Origin of the sequence: Paenibacillus phytorum (assembly GCF_013141715.1) — a bacterium.
GTDB classification, from domain to species: Bacteria; Bacillota; Bacilli; order Paenibacillales; family NBRC-103111; genus Paenibacillus_E; species Paenibacillus_E phytorum.
On record NZ_WHOA01000153.1, the window covers coordinates 21,631 to 39,856 of the forward strand.

Annotated in this window: 21 protein-coding genes and 1 pseudogene; 3 read left to right on the forward strand and 19 right to left on the reverse strand. The window is 41.8% G+C overall.

Annotated elements, in window-relative coordinates; translation table 11 throughout:
* Positions 1 to 11: 11 nt before the first annotated feature.
* The 6 genes from GC098_RS23390 to GC098_RS23415 all read right to left on the reverse strand — a co-directional run bounded on the left by GC098_RS23390 (position 12) and on the right by GC098_RS23415 (position 4,832).
* Positions 12 to 854 (reverse strand): carbohydrate ABC transporter permease, encoded by an 843-nt coding sequence (locus tag GC098_RS23390; RefSeq protein ID WP_171645630.1) that lies wholly within the window; start codon positions 852 to 854, stop codon positions 12 to 14.
* 14 nt (positions 855 to 868) lie between these two features.
* The gene (locus GC098_RS23395; RefSeq protein ID WP_171645631.1) at positions 869 to 1,744 is read right to left on the reverse strand and encodes a carbohydrate ABC transporter permease; all 876 of its coding nucleotides are present in this window, start codon (positions 1,742 to 1,744) and stop codon (positions 869 to 871) included.
* Positions 1,745 to 1,819: 75 nt separating this feature from the next.
* A complete protein-coding gene (locus tag GC098_RS23400) occupies positions 1,820 to 3,235 on the reverse strand; it encodes an ABC transporter substrate-binding protein (RefSeq protein WP_246358879.1) in 1,416 nt (471 codons plus the stop codon).
* A gap of 4 nt (positions 3,236 to 3,239) precedes the next feature.
* Complete coding sequence (locus tag GC098_RS23405; protein ID WP_171645632.1) at positions 3,240 to 3,644, reverse strand: SGNH/GDSL hydrolase family protein; 405 nt, start codon at positions 3,642 to 3,644, stop codon at positions 3,240 to 3,242.
* 28 nt (positions 3,645 to 3,672) lie between these two features.
* Positions 3,673 to 4,584 carry a dihydrodipicolinate synthase family protein gene (locus tag GC098_RS23410; RefSeq protein ID WP_171645633.1) on the reverse strand — a complete coding sequence of 304 codons (912 nt, stop codon included), beginning with the start codon at positions 4,582 to 4,584 and terminating at the stop codon, positions 3,673 to 3,675.
* Positions 4,585 to 4,640: 56 nt separating this feature from the next.
* Positions 4,641 to 4,832 (reverse strand): NAD(P)-binding domain-containing protein, encoded by a 192-nt coding sequence (locus GC098_RS23415; protein ID WP_171645634.1) that lies wholly within the window; start codon positions 4,830 to 4,832, stop codon positions 4,641 to 4,643.
* A 553-nt stretch (positions 4,833 to 5,385) separates the two neighbouring features.
* Here GC098_RS23415 and GC098_RS23420 point away from each other — a divergent pair.
* Complete coding sequence (locus GC098_RS23420; RefSeq protein WP_281367115.1) at positions 5,386 to 6,090, forward strand: urea transporter; 705 nt, start codon at positions 5,386 to 5,388, stop codon at positions 6,088 to 6,090.
* Between the two features lie 79 nt (positions 6,091 to 6,169).
* Here GC098_RS23420 and GC098_RS23425 read toward each other — a convergent pair whose 3' ends face one another.
* The 7 genes from GC098_RS23425 to GC098_RS23455 are packed head-to-tail and all read right to left on the reverse strand — an operon-like array spanning position 6,170 to position 11,145.
* On the reverse strand, positions 6,170 to 6,994 hold the full coding sequence (locus tag GC098_RS23425) for an urease accessory protein UreD (protein ID WP_171645636.1): 825 nt from the start codon (positions 6,992 to 6,994) through the stop codon (positions 6,170 to 6,172).
* A gap of 1 nt (position 6,995) precedes the next feature.
* Positions 6,996 to 7,607 (reverse strand): urease accessory protein UreG, encoded by a 612-nt coding sequence (gene ureG / locus GC098_RS23430; RefSeq protein ID WP_171645637.1) that lies wholly within the window; start codon positions 7,605 to 7,607, stop codon positions 6,996 to 6,998.
* A 25-nt stretch (positions 7,608 to 7,632) separates the two neighbouring features.
* Entirely contained in the window at positions 7,633 to 8,316 is a 684-nt protein-coding gene (locus GC098_RS23435) for an urease accessory protein UreF (RefSeq protein ID WP_171645638.1), read from the reverse strand.
* Entirely contained in the window at positions 8,309 to 8,764 is a 456-nt protein-coding gene (gene ureE, locus GC098_RS23440) for an urease accessory protein UreE (RefSeq protein ID WP_171645639.1), read from the reverse strand. The genes GC098_RS23435 and ureE overlap by 8 nt, the downstream gene beginning before the upstream one ends.
* Before the next feature lie 10 nt (positions 8,765 to 8,774).
* Positions 8,775 to 10,487 carry an urease subunit alpha gene (ureC, locus tag GC098_RS23445; RefSeq protein WP_171645640.1) on the reverse strand — a complete coding sequence of 571 codons (1,713 nt, stop codon included), beginning with the start codon at positions 10,485 to 10,487 and terminating at the stop codon, positions 8,775 to 8,777.
* Positions 10,484 to 10,807: an urease subunit beta gene (gene ureB, locus GC098_RS23450; protein ID WP_171645650.1), complete on the reverse strand. Its 324-nt coding sequence runs from the start codon at positions 10,805 to 10,807 to the stop codon at positions 10,484 to 10,486. The genes ureC and ureB overlap by 4 nt, the downstream gene beginning before the upstream one ends.
* A 35-nt stretch (positions 10,808 to 10,842) precedes the next feature.
* Complete coding sequence (locus GC098_RS23455; protein WP_171645641.1) at positions 10,843 to 11,145, reverse strand: urease subunit gamma; 303 nt, start codon at positions 11,143 to 11,145, stop codon at positions 10,843 to 10,845.
* 206 nt (positions 11,146 to 11,351) lie between these two features.
* Between GC098_RS23455 and GC098_RS23460 the strand changes: the two genes are divergently transcribed.
* Together GC098_RS23460 and GC098_RS23465 are read left to right on the forward strand one after the other, a co-directional pair.
* Positions 11,352 to 11,705 (forward strand): recombinase family protein, encoded by a 354-nt coding sequence (locus GC098_RS23460; RefSeq protein WP_246358881.1) that lies wholly within the window; start codon positions 11,352 to 11,354, stop codon positions 11,703 to 11,705.
* 240 nt (positions 11,706 to 11,945) lie between these two features.
* Positions 11,946 to 12,281 (forward strand): type II toxin-antitoxin system PemK/MazF family toxin, encoded by a 336-nt coding sequence (locus GC098_RS23465; RefSeq protein WP_171645642.1) that lies wholly within the window; start codon positions 11,946 to 11,948, stop codon positions 12,279 to 12,281.
* A 724-nt stretch (positions 12,282 to 13,005) separates the two neighbouring features.
* On the opposite strand, the gene GC098_RS23470 is transcribed toward GC098_RS23465, so the two are convergent.
* The 6 genes and pseudogenes from GC098_RS23470 to GC098_RS39610 form a co-directional block, all read right to left on the reverse strand.
* Complete coding sequence (locus GC098_RS23470; protein WP_171645643.1) at positions 13,006 to 13,230, reverse strand: hypothetical protein; 225 nt, start codon at positions 13,228 to 13,230, stop codon at positions 13,006 to 13,008.
* Positions 13,231 to 13,261: 31 nt separating this feature from the next.
* Positions 13,262 to 14,362 carry a GerAB/ArcD/ProY family transporter gene (locus tag GC098_RS23475; RefSeq protein WP_171645644.1) on the reverse strand — a complete coding sequence of 367 codons (1,101 nt, stop codon included), beginning with the start codon at positions 14,360 to 14,362 and terminating at the stop codon, positions 13,262 to 13,264.
* Positions 14,363 to 14,390: 28 nt separating this feature from the next.
* On the reverse strand, positions 14,391 to 15,611 hold the full coding sequence (locus tag GC098_RS23480; protein WP_171645645.1) for a Ger(x)C family spore germination protein: 1,221 nt from the start codon (positions 15,609 to 15,611) through the stop codon (positions 14,391 to 14,393).
* A 3-nt stretch (positions 15,612 to 15,614) separates the two neighbouring features.
* A complete protein-coding gene (locus GC098_RS23485) occupies positions 15,615 to 17,195 on the reverse strand; it encodes a spore germination protein (RefSeq protein ID WP_171645646.1) in 1,581 nt (526 codons plus the stop codon).
* Positions 17,196 to 17,298: 103 nt separating this feature from the next.
* Positions 17,299 to 17,796, reverse strand: a complete 498-nt coding sequence (locus tag GC098_RS23490; protein WP_171645647.1) for a helix-turn-helix transcriptional regulator — start codon at positions 17,794 to 17,796, stop codon at positions 17,299 to 17,301.
* Between the two features lie 90 nt (positions 17,797 to 17,886).
* Positions 17,887 to 18,226: pseudogene (locus GC098_RS39610) on the reverse strand (hypothetical protein); the annotation flags it as partial.

Below are 18,226 nucleotides of genomic sequence, written 5' to 3' on the forward strand. Positions count from 1 at the left end.
CACTTAAATTTTTATTCCTTAACTGCACCGGCCGTCATTCCTTGGGTAAAGTAACGCTGGAATAATACGAAGATTAACAGCATTGGAATTGCAGCGACCGTTGCACCCGCCATTTTATATGCGAAATTCGGATTAAGATCCTGCATTAAGGTTGCAGTACCGACCATTAACGTTTTCATGTTTTTCTCTTGTCCAACAACGGACTGCCATAAGTAATCGTTCCATACTTGAACGAAGTTTAAGATAAATAATGCGCCAATACCTGGTTTAACAATCGGCAGCATAATTTGCATGAAAGTCTTCCATTCCCCGGCTCCGTCAATCCTAGCGGCTTCTCTTAACGCATTCGGAGTCGCATCGAAGAAGCCTTTTAACAAAAACACACCAAATGCAGTGGCCACGTTCGGCCAGATCATGCCGCTGTAACTGTTAACCATCCCGAATTGCTGCGTGATTCGGAATAAAGGGACAATCATGATTTCTTTAGGAATCATCAAGCTCGAAACAAAAATGATGAAGATGATATTGCTGCCTTTGAACGTAATTTTCGAAAAGGCGTAAGCAGCCATCGCTCCGACAGCGATCACAAGGACCGTGGTGACGCCAGAAACAAACACACTGTTGAATACCCATCTTAAAGCCGGTTGACTTTGAAACACGTCCGCATAGTTGGAGAAAGTGATCGTGGTAGGCCACCAGTCAGGCGGCATTTTCACAACATCCGAGCTGTTCTTAAGTGAACTTGTAAACAACCAATATAATGGAAACAAGTTAAAAATCGCGAAGATAAAGATGATCACATTCGATATGAGATCAAATCGCTCCATTTTCTTCTTGTTGTTAGACTTCGACATGCTGAATCCCCCCCTCACTTCTCCTTGACTAAGCTTCTTAACTGAGGCACGGACAACAATAGCGTAATCACGAACATAATAACCCCAACAGCAGAAGCCATGCCAAGTTGATTATATTTAAATGCGTTATTGTAGAGATAGTACATCAGCGTCACGGAAGAATTATTCGGTCCTCCGCCTGTTAAGAGCTGAATAACAACGAATATTTTCAAAACAGCAATGATGTTGATGATCACAATATACACCGTTGTGGATTGGACAGAAGGAATTAATATTTTGAAAATAACCTGCCATCTGCTCGCGCCATCCACTTCTGCCGCTTCAAACAAATCCTTAGGTACACCTAGCATCGCGGCGATATAGAGAATGATCGCTTGCCCAACATTTGTAGCGAATGTTACGAATATAATAACCGGCATAACCGTTGTTGTTTTCCCCAGTAAATTAACAGTGCCTAGACCCATTTCCTGCGAGAAATAAGAAATTAGCCCATTAGCAGGATTCAGTAAGAAACTCCATACCATACTCATGACAACCATAGAAACCATTACGGGTACATAGTAGCTACCTCGAATGAATGAAACATACTTGGCATTCTTGTCAAATACAGCGGAAGCTACAAACAACGCGAATCCGACCGTAAGAATAACGATAAAAACAACGAACACAACCGTGTTGATAAGCGCTTTAAAAAATACTGGATCGTTAAACAGCGCGACGTAATTGTCCAGTCCAACAAACTTTTCAGATTGATAATTGATCCGATACAAGCTAAGTCTTATACCTTCAATAATCGGATATACCAAGAAAACTAAGAAAATCAGCATCTGCGGAGAAATAAACAAGTAACCGGTGATATTATCTTTGATGGATTGACTACGTATTCTCATATCGGTTTTCCTTTCTAATTAGCAGCCTTAGGATCTCGTTGATCCTAAGGCCGTTAATCGTTTATTGATTATTCATTACTTCGTTTGATAAATAACCGAGTTCTCTTTATTGGATTGAATGACCTTATTGCCTTTGGTTTGATAATCCTTCACAACCTGCTCAGGTGTTTTGTAACCTGTATATAGGGCTTGAAGTTCTGGATAAAGAACTTCTCTTAATTGACTATAGCCTGGAACGTTGCCGCTGAAATTAAACAGATACTTGGAGTTTGCATCATAAGCAGCAAAGAGTGGGTTTACGTCCTTAAGTTCTTTGGAAACGGAACTTCTTACAGGGATACCATTCTTGGACGCCTTGACCAATTCCGGATCTGTGGAGAAGAATTTAACAAAATCTTTGGCTACTTCGACTTTCGCTTTGTCTTTATTTTGGAAAACGCTCGCTCCTACTACGTACGTAAAGGACAACGGATCTCCGCTTTCGGACGGAATGTTGGCAAGACGTGCATCGAACTTGGCGCTTTTGCCGCTAGCCATATCCGCTTTGGTATTATTGAACAAGACTGGATTCGTGAAGCTAATCGCTAGCTGCTGATTGCGGAACATGCCGTTCGCATCATTGGACGATACCGATTCAGGTCCCGGATTCGTGTAACCTGCATCCCTGATTTTCTTCAACCAAGACGCAGCCTTAACACCGTTCGCATCATCTAGAACGATATTCCCTTTATCATCAAAGAATTTATTGCCGAACATTCTCATATACGCAAGGTTCCATGTATCCCCTTGATTATTGACAGCATAAAGTGACATCGGATAAGCATTGGAATATTTGTCTTTCGGCAGGTTGTCTTTCAGACCTTTCAGAATTTGCTCATACTCCGCTAATGTCCATGTCTTAATTTCGTTCGGTCCACCGATGAACTTCTCTAGTCCAGCTGCTTTGAGCATGTCCGCGTTATAGACCAAAGTTCCTGGATTATGTTGGAACGGATAGAAGTAAACATCTTTACCGAAGGTCACCGCATCCCAGAAGTTTTTGGAAATATCGGCTTTGGATGCATCATCCACAATATCAGTTAACGGTACCAAGGCACCGCGGTGAACATAATCGCCCATTGCAAAAACGCTTTCAAAAAATACATCTGGCGCCGTGCCGCTGCTTAAGTTGACATTGAGAAGCTGATCGCGTTGGTCGCCTGCAATAACTTCTACTTTAATTTTGGCATCATACTTTTTGTATTGCGCCGTGAATTTGTCAGCCGCGGCTTTCAAGAAGCTGTCATAGTCAGCGCCTGGTTCTGTGGAATCCATAACACCTTTCCACTGTGGTGTCAGCCACACTTTCAGCTCCACCTTTTTACCGGTAGATTGTTGTCCTGCATTGCTAGTATTGGTAGCTTCTTTATTACCGCTTGTACAGCCTGCAACAATCGAAGCCAACATCGTCAAAGCCAAAACAGCTATAGGAAAGCGTTTGTTTTTCATCATAGATTTACCCCTTGTCTAATATATTTGTGATCTGTCTCTGTATAAATTTCGCCATCTTTCGATGACCAGCTACATCCAGATGCATATAGTCAATCTCATTCATGGCTACTTCGTCTTTGGAATCCGCTAAATGAATGCCTGTTCCTCTAAGCAAACTTTCCAAATGTTCCGCCAGCTCCAACGATTTTTCGCTGCACTGGCTTCCCATCGCTCGTCCTATTGGCGTATCGATGTACTTCTTTCCTATCGGAGGTGATGCAATGACTAGAACCTCGGGCGTCTGACGGCCGATTCCTGACTCCGTCCCTTTGGTCTTCTTCGCGAGTCTGACAATGCCTTGAGCAATATTATAAGAAGTAAGACCGAAGCGTTCTTTCGTGTCATTGGTTCCTAGCATGATCACAACCATATCCAAAGGCGAACAATGGTTTTTTTCATCATTTGCAGAATTGTTGAGTCGCTTCATCGATCATAGTAATAATGTTATCGATTCGTCCCATATCTTCGTTGCTAATTCCTTCGAGCGGCCCTCTAACGCTGCCAATGTTTACGCCTCTACGATTCAGAACTTCTTTAATAACGGCATACATGGACCCATTCAGCGAGCATAGCGCGATAATGATGTCATTAATATGGCTTTGGATACGTTTCGCTTCTTCAAACTTGCCTTGAAGGAAGAATTCATTCGCCTGCAAAAATAGTTCCGGCATAGCCGCGTAGGTGCCTCCGATTCCGCCATCAGCGCCCATAATTCTTCCTGCGACGTACTGTTCATCCGGGCCATTAAATACGACGACATTGTCTCCGCCGACTCTTTTGAATCGTTCGATGTCCATCGTTGGCATCGATGAGTTTTTAACTCCAATAACTTTAGGATTGGCAAGAAGTTTCTCGAATAGCGATGTCGTCAACGTATAACCTGTCGTTTGAGGGATGTTATATATAATGAAATCTAGTGGAGTTGCTTCGATAATTTCATTCCAATATTTATAAACCGAGCTGTCCGGAAGCTTAAAATAAATAGGCGGAATTGCAGATAAGGCATCATATCCCAAAGCTGCTGCATGTTTCGCCAATTCAATGCTGTCTCTTGTAGAAGGTGCCCCCACATGGGCGATTAACGTCATTTTGCCTTTCAAACGGTTGGCTACATAGCTAAGCACCGCTTTACGTTCGTCTAGGTTTTGGTAGATACACTCACCAGAACTTCCTCCGACATAGACGCCGTTAACCTTTTTTTCATACAAATAATCACATAATGCGTTGGTTCGGGCTTCTGAGATATCTCCTTGATCGTCATAGCATGCATAAAAAGCCGGTATGATTCCACGGAACTTTTCTAATCTCAATGAATTCCCCTCCTAATGTTTATAATGTTTGGCAAGATCAACAGTATCACATAAATTCAAAACTGTAAATTAATTTCACCAATTTCTAATTTATAAAAAAAATTTCCACCAATGACTTTCTCCAACAATTGACCTGACTTTTGTAAATTTAAAGCCATAGGTAATCCCATTTCACCTAAGCCTACAAAACCGATTTTATTAGCTGCCCCCGTAATTACAGACTCCTTGTTTTCAAATGTTTTATTCATGATATCACTCTTATAATTTAAATTTTTGTTCCCATTGAGCATACACCTCAAATTAGTATGAGTATAATGAATGAAAGGAATACAAATTATAATTAAGCACGATTGTCCTCCCCTTTAACTAAAAATACCTAGTCTGGTTAGGTACCAGACTAGGTATAAATGAATTATTATACATTGCAATGAATTATTATACAAATCCGAAGTTTTTTAACGAATTCTGCAACAAATCGTCTAACGAATTATGGAACAATTCTAAATAATTCTGGAATTTGACAAAAGTGATATTCCAGAATTAATTAGAAAACGGAGCCCGAAAACCCGCGGCGCTCCGTTTATTTTGTTTCATAATTAAAAGCACTTTGCCTTTTCCTTTATCCCGATATGGGCTCTGTTTCATAATTATTTATAATAAAAAAAAGCATTTATGCCTTTATGCATGTCTATGCACTTTTAGTTAGCTAAAATAAATTCCACTTAGATCACTGCATGTTATTGTTTTTAGTTATTGTTTTTGGTTCTTCTTTCAATTCTCGTCTAATCTGTCAATAGAGGTTTGTTTGGGTATAACTCTGAGCTAACAGGAATGGCACTTTCATTGTTTTTAAGTGGCGAAGACCGGTGGATCATTTCCTTAATTGGCGCTGCTATTGCAGCAATATTTTCAGCAGCGGTGACCCATGTAATGAAAAATACTGGGCTTCCTATTCTTACATTTCCTTTCATAATCCTTACATGGTTTTTACTACTGACAACTTATCGATTGGTTACGTTTAAGTTAAGTCCTGAACTTATACCACAAGATTTATCTCATTGGACACTAAATATAAAAGGAGAGACAAATTGGCTTAACGGAAGTATTAATGGAATCGGGCAAATTTTCTTCCTTGATAATAGCTTACCTGGTATTTTACTTTATATTGCAGTCTTTTCGGCTGGGTGGAAATTTGGTCTCTATGCCATAATTGGAAATGCTGAAGCTCTAATAACATCCTACTGTCTTGGAGGAGAACACAACTTAATCTTTATGGGGCTTTATGGTTACAATGCCATTTTAACTATTATTGGTGTGTCCATTGTCTTTAAGGATGATCAGCGTTTTGCTCCTCTAACGGGGATTTTTGCAGCTTGTTTAACTGTTCCTGTTACAGCTAGTATGTTAACTTGGCTTTTGCCATATGGTCTTCCAGCACTTACAATGCCTTTTGTTTTGTGTTCATGGCTTTTTCTAGGAGCAAGAAAAGTGCTGCCTTTACTTTAATGAAAAGTAAAGTAATTAAATCCATAGGTTACGGTAGTAAAAACACAGCAGAGCCAAATGCTTGCCATGTTTACGAGTTTTAATATTTTCTTAAGAAGCTAGGATGGGTATTAAACCATTCTTGTCTAATGATATGAAGACATTCCGTAAATATTCTTTCGATCACTTGTGTCGAGTTTGCCAAAACGCGAATGATAAATCCTGGAACAAATAAAAGGGATATTCCCGATTTAAATGAATCTGTCCTTTCATTCATTACATGAAATAGCCGATCAATAAAATGACTATCTGATTGTTCCCCCACCACAATCATGGAACCTAAATGTGTAAAGCCTTCCATGAATCCAAGCCCACTCATATTTTGGGTGGACGGACTCAATTTAATATGGTCATATACAGCCAGCTCGTTATCGATATAAATCTCATTTAACAATTGAATACTTTCATAACTGAAACGTTCACCCTTAGGAGACCAGCCAGGTGTTATGATATCTGTATAAAGAAATGTTGCATTTTTATCCATGTGAATCGTGTTTTTTTGTTTATACCTTGCTTGTTGGTAGGCGATGAGTGGATCGGGTAAATACTCAAGAAAACTGCCTTCTTTAAGAAATATCTCTGTTTCCTGATAAACATGACTATTCGGTGTTTTATATACTTTTGTAGCAGATTGGGTTGTTAAAGTAAGTTTGGCTTTTTCCTCCAAAGAAATTTTTATTTTATAACGATCACCATCTAAATAACCCCCACCAGGATTTAAAAGATAATAACAAGCTTGACCTGAATTATCATGATAAACTGGACGCATGATTTTTAAAGCACCTTGGAAGTACACTTTTTTTGCGACTGTTTTTCCGTTCCGTTCCTCTGCCTCTAATCTTAATTCGCCAGTCCAATCCCCCATTTTAAGCTAACCCTTCTAATAGCGCATTCTGCTTGAGCCAATTAATGACATTGTCTAATCCTGAATTGTCTTTTAAATTTGTAAATACAAATGGCTTATCTCCTCGGAAAATTTTTGTATCAGACTCCATTACATCAAGGGACGCTCCAACGTATGGAGCCAAATCTGTTTTATTAATAATAAACAAATCAGATTTGATCATCCCCTGTCCTCCTTTACGCGGAATTTTTTCACCTTGGGCTACATCAATAATGTAAATTGAAAAATCAACTAATTCCGGACTAAATGTAGCAGCTAGATTATCCCCACCGCTTTCAATAAATATGAGCTGCAAATCCGGGTGTTTTTCCTTTAATTCATCAATCGCCGCGAAATTCATAGAAGCATCTTCACGTATGGCTGTATGCGGACATCCCCCAGTTTCTACTCCAATAATACGATCTCCCGGTAAGACACCATTTTGCATTAGAAATTTAGCATCCTCTTTTGTATAAATATCGTTTGTAACGACTGCCATGCTTAATTCATCATTTAAATGTCGGGTTAACTTTTCCACTAACATGGTTTTTCCGGCTCCAACAGGGCCCCCAACTCCGATTTTAATTAGTCCCATAAATTTACACTTCCCTTTCAACATGTTAAGACATGAAAATACGTATATTTACACGTTCATGTATCATTTGCGATATTTCTAATCCCGGAGAGACGATGCCAAAATATTCTTCATCCATCTGCTGAATTTTCTCAGAAGCTCTTATTAATTCGCTCTGGATTTCATGAATAATTTTCTGTCCTGCTGTCTGCCCCAAAGGGATTGCCCGTACAGCATTTTGGACAAGACTTGAAACAACGGAATACAAATAATATAGAATAGTTGTGCATTTCGGTACTTCAAGGTATTGTGCAATCATAGTAAACACAATCGCAGGGTGTCCAAAAGATTGTTTTTCATTTATTCTTTTTCTGTAAGCTGCCAGTATAGGTGCATCATATAATGTTCCCACAAGGTTTAACATGCGATCTCCCATTTTTTGGGTACCTTCTCTAGTTTCCCTAGGCAGATTTTGCACAGTCAGCAGTCGATCCAGCTTCCACACTTTATGGAAATTTTCTTCCTCCAATGCCTCATAAACAAGATGACAAGCAAGCCCATCCGAATAGACGAGCTGCTCGTTTAAATAAACATGAAGCCACCGTGTGAATGTATCTGGGTTATCTACGATATTTTCTTGAATATAACTCTCAAGACCGTAGGAATGACTAAATGCCCCAGTTGGAAAGTTCGAATCACATAGCTGAAACAAAGAAAGAATCTTATCCATGGCTATGGCCAATATGTCGAAAGGCTTGCTTCACTTTTCGCTCTTCACGTGTGAAGGGAACATGAAGTTCCTTCAAAAGCTCTTCTACAAGGTGATCGTATTGCACCATCATCTCGTTATTTTCAAAATGTACAGGAAGATGTCGATTCCCTAATTGATGGGCAATTGTCCCCATTTCATTTAGGTTACGCGGTCTAATCACCAATAAATCATCAGCAAGAACATCAACTACGATCATATTTCGATCATCCATATATAAAACATCACCAACCGCCAATTCACGAGACTCTTTTAATCGAATGCCAATTTCTCTCCCATGGTCCGTTTTAACCCGTTGTATTCGTTTCATTAAGAGAGAGCTTTCAAGGTAAACTTTTTCGATATGGCGTCTAATAACTTCTTCTTTTTCCATACTTTCGATATTTGTTTCAATTCGTTCGATTATCAACTTTATCACCTCAAAATAAGAAATATCTTTGACCCATTGGAACTTTATGAGCTGGCTCACATGTGATGAGTTCTCCGTTTACCCTTACCTCGTAAGTTTGTGGATCAACTGTGAGCTCAGGTGTTTCAGAATTAAGTTTCATATCTTTTTTCGTTAATTTTCGAATTCCATGAACTGGAAGTATCATTTTTTCTAATCCTAATTTTTCATGTACTTTTTCTTCAAAAGCGATTTGAGAGAGGAATGTTATCGTACTTTTTGATAAAGCTTTCCCACAAGCTGCATACATTGGTCGACAAATAATCGGTTGTGGAGTTGGAATGGATGCATTTGCATCACCCATCATTCCATACACAATAAAACCACTTTTTAGAACTAACTCAGGTTTCACACCGAAAAAGGAAGGTGACCAAAGAACAAGATCAGCGATTTTCCCTACCTCTACTGAACCTACATAGTCAGCAATCCCATGAGTAATGGCAGGGTTAATTGTGTATTTAGCAACATAACGCTTTACCCGATTATTGTCCGAAAATCTGCTATCTCCTTCCAAGGAACCTCTTTGTTTTTTCATTTTGTCAGCTACTTGCCATGTTCGAATGATAACCTCGCCAATCCTTCCCATTGCCTGAGCATCTGAACTTGTCATGCTGAAAATCCCCATATCTTGCAAGATATCTTCGGCAGCAATGGTTTCTTTACGAATCCGTGAATCTGCAAAGGCAATATCCTCAGGTACAGACGGATTTAAATGATGACAAACCATTAACATATCTAGATGTTCGTCGACTGTGTTAACGGTATATGGCAAGGTTGGATTTGTTGATGAAGGCAGTACGTTCATAAAGCTTGCGGATTTAATTAAATCCGGGGCATGTCCTCCACCTGCTCCTTCCGTATGATACATATGAATAACTCGGTCTTTAATCGCAGCCATCGTATTTTCGACAAATCCACCTTCATTCAACGTATCCGCATGGAGTGCCACCTGAACGTCAAATTTATCCGCCACTCCGAGTGCATGGTCAATCGCTGAAGCAGTTGCCCCCCAATCTTCATGAACTTTTAGTCCAATTGCTCCTGCACGGATTTGTTCTGCTAAAGGTTCTTCCGTTGCAGCCTGCCCTTTTCCAGTGAGTCCAATATTAATAGGAAACCCCTCTACTGCTTCAAGCATCCGGTGAATATTCCATTCCCCTGGTGTAGCGGTTGTTGCCCTTGAGCCAGCGGTTGGACCCGTTCCCCCGCCAATTAATGTGGTAAGACCTGCGGAAAGTGCAACATCCACTTGGCCTGGATTAATGAAATGAACATGGGTGTCCAGTCCGCCTGCGGTGACAATCATTCCCTCACCAGCAATGACTTCTGTCGAAGCTCCAATTACTATATCTACTCCATCCATAATTAAAGGATTTCCGCTTTTCCCAATTCCAAAAATTTTTCCATCACGAATCCCAATATCTGCCTTGTAGATCCCTGTATAATCTAAAATGACAGCATTCGTAATCACAACGTCTGGAATTCCATCCCCTCTAGTAACAAGAGGATGCTGACCCATTCCATCACGAATTACCTTCCCTCCGCCAAAAACGACTTCATCACCGTAAGTTGTATAATCCTTTTCAATTTGAATAAATAATTCTGTATCCGCTAAGCGAATGGAGTCGCCAGTAGTAGGACCATACATTTGGGCATATTGCTTTCTTGTCATTTTAAAACTCATTGGTTCCGCCCTCTTTCCAGAGATCCATCTACTTTATTATTAAATCCATATACCTCGCGTTTTCCAGCATAATTAACCACTTCCACTTCTTTTTCATCACCCGGTTCAAAACGAACAGCAGCACCAGCAGGAATGTTTAATCGTTTTCCGAAAGCTTCCTCCCTATTGAATTGAAGTGCTTCATTTACTTCATAAAAGTGAAAGTGTGAACCAACTTGAACTGGTCGGTCTCCTATATTGGTTACTTTTACCTTCAATGCTGTTCTTCCCTCATTACAAATAATCGGTTCTTCCTTTAAAATTAATTGACCTGGTTCCATTTCTATCTCCATTTAAGTCTGCCACCTATCGTTTTTTATCGAATTGGATTATGTACAGTTACTAATTTCGTTCCATCCGGAAATGTTGCTTCTACTTGAATATCATCAATGATTTCTGATATTCCCTCCATTACTTGATCCCTTGTCAAAATAGTCGCCCCATATTCCATCAATTCTGCTACAGTTCTTCCATCTCTGGCACCTTCTAGCACCTCATAAGTAATGAAAGCTACTGCTTCGGGATAATTCAATTTCAGTCCTCTGTCTTTCCTTCTTTTAGCAAGATCAGCTGCCACCACTATCATGAGCTTGTCTACCTCACGTGGTAATAGTTGCATCGTAAATCCTCCTTATAATATCGAGCCTTATTTTGTGGTAAAAAAAACCAAATTATTCTATAAATCTGCCCACTTCAAGATTCATTTAAACTTCGACGAATACTAAAGCTTTTGTAACTACCCTTGATCTAAGGAATCTAAGTAAGACGTTTTCTAAATGGAGGACGTTTTCTTTTTGTTCAATCGGTATCATAACTTAGAAGGGCATGAATCGGTGTCATAACTTAACGGGTACTCATAAGGATCGCCCAGAGCTTCAACGCCTACTAGCGGATCTACACCGTGGTGATACCCTTATGGTAACTAAACTCGATCGTTTCGCTAGTACAGCGGTGGACGGTATGACGATGGTCAAGGAATTATTGAGTAGGGGTGTGCGTTTTCAAATACTGAACATGGGGCTACTGGAAGACACGCCAATAGGTTGGGCTATGCTTGCTGTGTTCGCCGCTATGGCTGAGTTCGAGAGGGACATGAGCGTAGAACGTACGCAAGAAGGTAAGGCTGTAGCAAAACTGAAGGAAGGCTTCAAAGAAGGGCCGGCCCAAGTCATACACTGAGAAGCAACTAAACCACGCTATAGGGCTGTTAAGAGATCATTCATATAAAGTCCACCCTGATACGTGAAGTAAACAGAAAAAAGTAGCGTTAACGATAGCACGCGTACCTCGTCCAAACTGGATTCTAATTGATAAGGACGAGGAGTTGCGTGCTCATCTGAAGATGCTTCTCTCGAAAATCAAACCTGATTCGCCCCGTCACGAAGAAATCGACCTCGGTATTTAAGGAGACGAACTAATTTGACCACCCCAGACCGCGGAGACCTGGTTTGGCTTGACTTTCACACTCAAGCTGGGCGAGAACATTCTGGTCGCCGTCCTGCAATCGTACTATCTGAAGCAGAGTTTAATGATCTGACTGGATTTGCACTTGTGTGTCCGATCACTAATCAAGCAAAGGACTACGCCTTTGAAGTTCCTCTTCCAGAAGGACTGCCGTTCACCGGTGTCGTCCTCACGGATCAGTTGATGAGCTTAGACGTAAAAAAGCGTAAACTCAAAGTCATTGGAAGCGTTTCGGTAGACTCCGATTTTATGAAATATATCCTCCGTAATACTCGATCCATCTTAGCATAAGAAAAACCTTCAGAGTCTCGAGATTTTGTGAAGACAAAAGAAGGTGCCGCGGCAGCTTCTTTTGTCTTTTGTATGGACATGCTCATAATTGGGTGTTTTGTGAACATCTGAAAAGGAGCTGCAACTGCCACCTTCGTCTATCTAATATAAAAATTCTTCTGCGTATTCGTAATAGTATTCGCACAAAATTTCCGGATCCATTTTTCCCGAAGGATATTTTTTTATCCTTCGTTCCCTTTTTAATATATCTGTATTTTTATGCAGGAAAATGTATAATCCTATTTTTGAAACAAAAACTACAACAAACTTTGAAACATTTACAGTTATTATTTATGAATGTGAATTGTAACTTGTTTTGTCGTTTAATTAGTATCGTTTAAGGTGCTTCTGTAAATAAAAAATAGCACATTTTGTAATATAAAATGTCGTTTATCGGTATTTTTGTAATGTTGAATGACAGTTTATTTGCATAACAAGTTTATTTCTGTTTTTGAAGCAAAAAAATAAGCAAATCACATGTAAGTGACCTACTTAACTACAGATTATTTTAAGTTGCTATATTAACTTTTGTAACCTTAATATTCTTTTGGTCAAAATAAATCGGGTTGAATTTTTCTTCGTACAATACCTTGTTAAACCCGAATAATGATTATTATTTGGATTTATAGAAAAATCATGCATGGGACACATTCTCTGATTTACACATAATGGAATTTCCAGAAGTTCAACCTCCCGTGATACTTTTTTGTATCGGCCCGAAGAATCGAATGAGAAGAGCGTGCGGGGTAGGCAGCAGGTCTTTTACATAAAGGACAAATACGTTATAGAAGAACGAGAACGCAATGAATCCGAATACCACCCATTTCGTTCGTGGTTTCTTCGTATTGCTTTTCAAATAGACCCATTCGATCCATGCAATCACGATGTAAGCTATCACCAGCAAAATCATCCGTTTTCTTCCCTTTCATCAAATGGCTGCTCTATTCCTCCGCTGGGTCGTGTTCGCGAGGGCTCCGGTTATGCCGCCATAAACCCAACAAGTATAGAAGCAATAATAACTCGGTCAACAAGTGGAATACCGGCAAAGCTTTCTTCCCAAATTCCTGGTGTTCAGTTATGTTTTCAGCAATATGATTGGACATTCCGATCATCACCGCACCAATGGAAAAAGCAAGCGGCTTGCTGTGCTTCAACCCAAACATGTGTCCTATGCCGGAAATGGTGATATACAAAAAAATGCAGACTCTTATAAATAAGCTTGACATCGAAGTACCGATAAAAAACGGATCCATATTATCCAGGAAATCGCCTACCCGGATTGTACGGAACATTTCCATCATCGGATATGACAAATGAGCCGTCAAATTCACGCCGAAACACATGATGCAAATCATATAAGTGAATATAACCAAGATCACTCCGCAGCCGCTTCCAATAGCCAAGGAACGGAACGTCTTTTCTTTGTTTTGCAGATGCGGATAAATAAAAAGCACCATGGACATATTGAAGAACCCTACGGTATTGATCGATCCTACCCATATTGGCTGAAGTTCCCAATGACGGATAAATGCCCCCGCCATCGGCCAAGCGAGCTCCTTTCCGAGCAGGAAGGGGGTCAGAAATACGACGACGGCCACAAAAAAAATTAATCCTGAGGCGGCGCGGAAAATGTTTTCGATCCCTGATCGGACGGCCAATATGACGCTAAATCCAAATAACGAAGCGATGGCCCAATTGGGAGTGAGCGGCAAATATACGAGCGTCATAAAATCGCTCAGTTCCCGTATAATACCCGCCCCGATGTACATGGAGTAAAATAAATAGATGAACATGAACAGCATATGCAGCCATCTCCCTATCAATTGCCCTCCGAAACGGGTAATAAATTCGTCAGGACGGCTGGAAGCCACTTTCAAGATGGGAAACATGAGCGCCAATGCGCCCGCCCAACCCGCGATCAGGCTTATCCAACCCGCATAGCCCGACCCTTGACTTATTCCGGTAATAAAAAACCCGATGCCTGGGCCGTAAAAGATCAATATTAAAAGCATGATCAATTGGGATTGGGAGATGCGTTCCATTCATGATTCCTCCTTGCAAAATCATTCGCTATTTTTTCTCTCCCTGCGGTTTACTGAGCTTCCAATAAGGGTTGCGCTCCGCTCCAAGACGTTGGATATGAGCGTCGGTCTCCGCTTTAAAATCGACATCGTTCATGTAATGACCATGCCAATCTGCTTTCCACCGTTTCCACACGGAAGGCTTATACCAATCCAAATAGTTGCCCAATTGGCAAACGTCCGCCCCCATCCGCTGCGATTTCTCCAATACTCCGACAACACGATCTTTTAACTGATCGTTCAGCCTTGCCTCCAGCTTTTTGATTTGTGCAGGGCTTTGCAAATCAATGTCAGATGCGGAGGCAAGCACTTCAACTTGCGCATCTATCAGGATGCGGAATAAAACGCGATCCCCCCGGGTCTCCACCTTGATTTTGGATTTCACCTGGACGACTATTAAATCCACTGTTTTTCCGTCCGTAGGAGAGGCTACTGAAATGAGCCCATTCTCCAGGCGCCCCATGATCAACAATGCGCCGCGCATTTGTGGAACATCATAGTAACCGATCAGCTTTTCGTCCTTGATCATGCCCGCCCCGTTGTTGATCACCCGTATGCCTGTTTTGCCTTTTTCACTGCCCATTGCTTCTTTCTCCACTTTCAATCGGCCGATAAGCCCATCACTCAAATCAGGCCCGCCAAGCAGCAGGTCTCTAACCTTCGCATCGATAATGGACCGCTGGGCTGCCAATTCCCGCAGCATCTCCGACGGAAATCGCTCCGGTATGGGAATAATTCCTTCCATTGACGTTGTCTCCCCGGCGATTAGATAGACAAAGGCTTTGGTATGAAACGATGGCTGCCGGAGGGCGAATTCCAGAATGGGCCGCAGTCCTCTTCTGGCCATCTTGTCGCCGACGAGTATAACTCGGGCATGGCCCCAATTGATCTGGCGCGAGAGATCGGATTGGATCTTTCGATAAGCTGCCGCAATCGATTCTCCTGTCTTCGTCACCGTCATGTAGGGGTTGCTGTCACTTCCTCCCCCAGCTCCTTTTTGAAGACTTGACATCCGGCTAGCCATTGGGAACCCCAGTGTCAGCTTAAACTCATCTTCCTTTTCCCCCGCATCGACCATCATAGCCGTGACGAAAAGCCGGTCGTTGATTTCTACTCGCGACCAGCACCCCGAAAGAAGCATTGGGAGCATAACCAGGTAGACCCCTAAACTGAGGCGATTGCGAAGGCCCAACAATAAGGATATTCGCATTGGTTAATCGCCCTCCCAGTCTTTGGGCACTTCCGGGCGATGCGTCACGGCTTGCCTTGTCCCGCCTTGGGTGCCGAAGAGTACTGGCCTGCTGCTCATCTTCCACCAAGGGGCCCTGACAATCACATCCTTCAATTCTTTAACGCGGAGCGGCACGGTCGGCGCCAAATAAGGCGTACCGAATGAACGAAGACCCAGCAGGTGCAAATAAATGATAAAGATCGATACGACAATACCGAACATACCGAACATTCCGGCGAGCAGCATGAACGGAAAGCGAAGCAGCCGGATTGTCAAGCCAAACGAGTAATTCGGAATGACGAAGGAAGCGATCCCGGTCAGCGAGACAATAATAACCATAGGGGCTGATACGATACCAGCTTCTACGGCAGCTTGTCCGATGATAAGCGCTCCGATGATCGAGATCGTCTGCCCGATCGCCTTCGGAATCCGCAGCCCTCCTTCGCGCAAGGCTTCAAATGTAATTTCCATCAGCATCGCTTCAACGAAAGCGGGAAAGGGAATGCCCTCCCTTGCTGCCGCGACAGTAATGAGAAGATTAGGCGGTAGCATCTCCGGGTGAAAGGTTATAACCGCGACATAAATAGAGGGAGACATCAGTGAGATAAGAAGAAAAAAGTAGCGAATCCAGCGGATCCAGGTTGCCGCAATATAACGCTCGTAGTAATCCTCTGCCGATTGCAGAAACATGAACATGGTAGCCGGCGCAAGAATAGGCATCGGCGTTCCGTCGACGAGTATGGCGATGCGGCCTTCCAAAAGCGCCGCTGAAACCGTATCCGGCCGTTCGGTGGTTTGCAGTTGAGGAAATGGCGAATAGGGATTGTCTTCAATGTACTCTTCCAGGTAACTTGCAGCGAGCACGCCGTCAGTTTCGATTCGCCCGAGACGAAGCTTTACTTCATCGATGAGCTCTTTTTTACAAATGCCGTCGATATAGACCAGCAAAACGTCTGTTTGAGTATAAGTACCGAATTTGAGCCGTTCCGTCTTCAATGCCGGATGCTTGATCCGGCGCCTGATCATCGTAATATTCGTCTCCAAATCTTCAACAAAGGACTCACGCGGCCCACGGATAACCGGTTCGTTGGTTGGTTCGGAGATCGCCCGCTTTTCGATCTTTCTAATAGGAAATATTTGAATGAATTTCAGCCCTTCAAGCAGCATCAGCATCTGCCCTTCAAGCAGCAACTGCAAGGCTTGCGTCAGGCTAAGCGTCTGCATGATGCTCGAGATCGGCAATCCGGGCAAACCGCTGATCCGTTCCGCCAACTCTGCCTCCGGCCGTTCCGTACCTAATTGCTGGAGGCCGTTTTCAACTATAATCTCGAATAACATCCGGTCAACCATTCCTTGCAGAAAAACAACTGCTCCGGGAACACCCGATTCGGTCGTGAATTCCCGGAATACGACGTCCGAGCAGCGGTCAAGCTCGGTACGAAGCCATGCCATTCGTTCCGCAAACGATTCAATCAACGGTTCTGGCGTAGCCGGGATATTGTCAACGATAGCCTGTAGTTTATTTTTCGGCTGTTTATGTCTGAAAGCGGTCAACCAACGCATGATGAGGCACCTCTTTGTCGATGGCAACAATTACCTGTGCTTTGTTCCGCTTTATTATGCGCTACAACTGGGAGAGCTATCCATAAATTATTAAGTAAGGTCTTTATACACAGGTATGACAATTCGAACCGTTGTCCCGATATTCCATTACAAATTTACTGAACGGAATGTCCATTTCCTCTTTGAAAATTTTACTTAAAAAAGACGCATTCATAAAAAATGTTTCTGCAACCGTATTCAGATTTATGGATTCGTTATAATGTGCCTCCATATATGCAACAATCTTCTCGATCACTTTTCGTTTCTTCTTCTTTTGTGTCTTATCCAAGTAAGCCATGAGTTTAAACAACGCTTCTTCAAACGCAATTAACTGTTCCATCGAAATTTCAACTTCACCTGATAATTCATAGATGTCCTCTAAGAAGACTTCCACTCGTAAGAAATCAACATCGGCTGCGCGTATTCTAAGCGGTTCGTAAGTTTGTTTAGACTTTTGAATAGCTAATAGACCTCGGATCCCTAAGTCTTGCTCTTCTCGATCCAATAACATTTCTTTCATTTTTCTCCCGATAGCATTAACCTGACTAAAATGAAAACTCATGATTGGGGAACCCCCATTCGGATGTAATTCATAATCAGCCTGTGCACCATACTGCGTCTTGAAGATTCATCCAAATCAATAAATAATTTTTCAATTTTCCCCAAAATAAAATAACGTTGGCTTCGCATGCATGTAAACACCGGTGTCCTGATACTCAAGCCTTGGAAATGCATCTGGATTTAATTTATACTGCTGCAGCGCTTGTAGAAGAATCCTTGTATTCGATTCCGTTTCATTTTTAGCCTTGACCGCTCTTTTTCTTAACTCTGCACGCTGCTCCGGAGTAACAGGAAATTTCATATCTTTAATCTTATGGCTTGGTTCTTTACGTTTCTGTTTTTCTTGGTTTAGAAACTGGTTAACTTGTCGATTCTGAGAAATAAGCTCTGCATTTAGCATCTCTCTCCCAAAAAAAAAAAAAAAACAAAAA

Bases quoted from the DNA above. Each gene is read 5' to 3' on its own strand.
- GC098_RS23390 (WP_171645630.1), bottom strand. From the start codon at position 854: ATGTCGAAGTCTAACAACAAGAAGAAAATGGAGCGATTTGATCTCATA.
- GC098_RS23395 (WP_171645631.1), bottom strand. From the start codon at position 1,744: ATGAGAATACGTAGTCAATCCATCAAAGATAATATCACCGGTTACTTG.
- GC098_RS23400 (WP_246358879.1), bottom strand. From the start codon at position 3,235: ATGATGAAAAACAAACGCTTTCCTATAGCTGTTTTGGCTTTGACGATG.
- GC098_RS23405 (WP_171645632.1), bottom strand. From the start codon at position 3,644: ATGGTTGTGATCATGCTAGGAACCAATGACACGAAAGAACGCTTCGGT.
- GC098_RS23415 (WP_171645634.1), bottom strand. From the start codon at position 4,832: ATGAATAAAACATTTGAAAACAAGGAGTCTGTAATTACGGGGGCAGCT.
- GC098_RS23425 (WP_171645636.1), bottom strand. From the start codon at position 6,994: ATGGGGGATTGGACTGGCGAATTAAGATTAGAGGCAGAGGAACGGAAC.
- ureG (WP_171645637.1), bottom strand. From the start codon at position 7,607: ATGGGACTAATTAAAATCGGAGTTGGGGGCCCTGTTGGAGCCGGAAAA.
- GC098_RS23435 (WP_171645638.1), bottom strand. From the start codon at position 8,316: ATGGATAAGATTCTTTCTTTGTTTCAGCTATGTGATTCGAACTTTCCA.
- ureC (WP_171645640.1), bottom strand. From the start codon at position 10,487: ATGAGTTTTAAAATGACAAGAAAGCAATATGCCCAAATGTATGGTCCT.
- ureB (WP_171645650.1), bottom strand. From the start codon at position 10,807: ATGGAACCAGGTCAATTAATTTTAAAGGAAGAACCGATTATTTGTAAT.
- GC098_RS23455 (WP_171645641.1), bottom strand. From the start codon at position 11,145: ATGCAACTATTACCACGTGAGGTAGACAAGCTCATGATAGTGGTGGCA.
- GC098_RS23460 (WP_246358881.1), top strand. From the start codon at position 11,352: ATGAATCGGTGTCATAACTTAACGGGTACTCATAAGGATCGCCCAGAG.
- GC098_RS23470 (WP_171645643.1), bottom strand. From the start codon at position 13,230: ATGATTTTGCTGGTGATAGCTTACATCGTGATTGCATGGATCGAATGG.
- GC098_RS23475 (WP_171645644.1), bottom strand. From the start codon at position 14,362: ATGGAACGCATCTCCCAATCCCAATTGATCATGCTTTTAATATTGATC.
- GC098_RS23480 (WP_171645645.1), bottom strand. From the start codon at position 15,611: ATGCGAATATCCTTATTGTTGGGCCTTCGCAATCGCCTCAGTTTAGGG.
- GC098_RS23485 (WP_171645646.1), bottom strand. From the start codon at position 17,195: ATGCGTTGGTTGACCGCTTTCAGACATAAACAGCCGAAAAATAAACTA.
- GC098_RS23490 (WP_171645647.1), bottom strand. From the start codon at position 17,796: ATGAGTTTTCATTTTAGTCAGGTTAATGCTATCGGGAGAAAAATGAAA.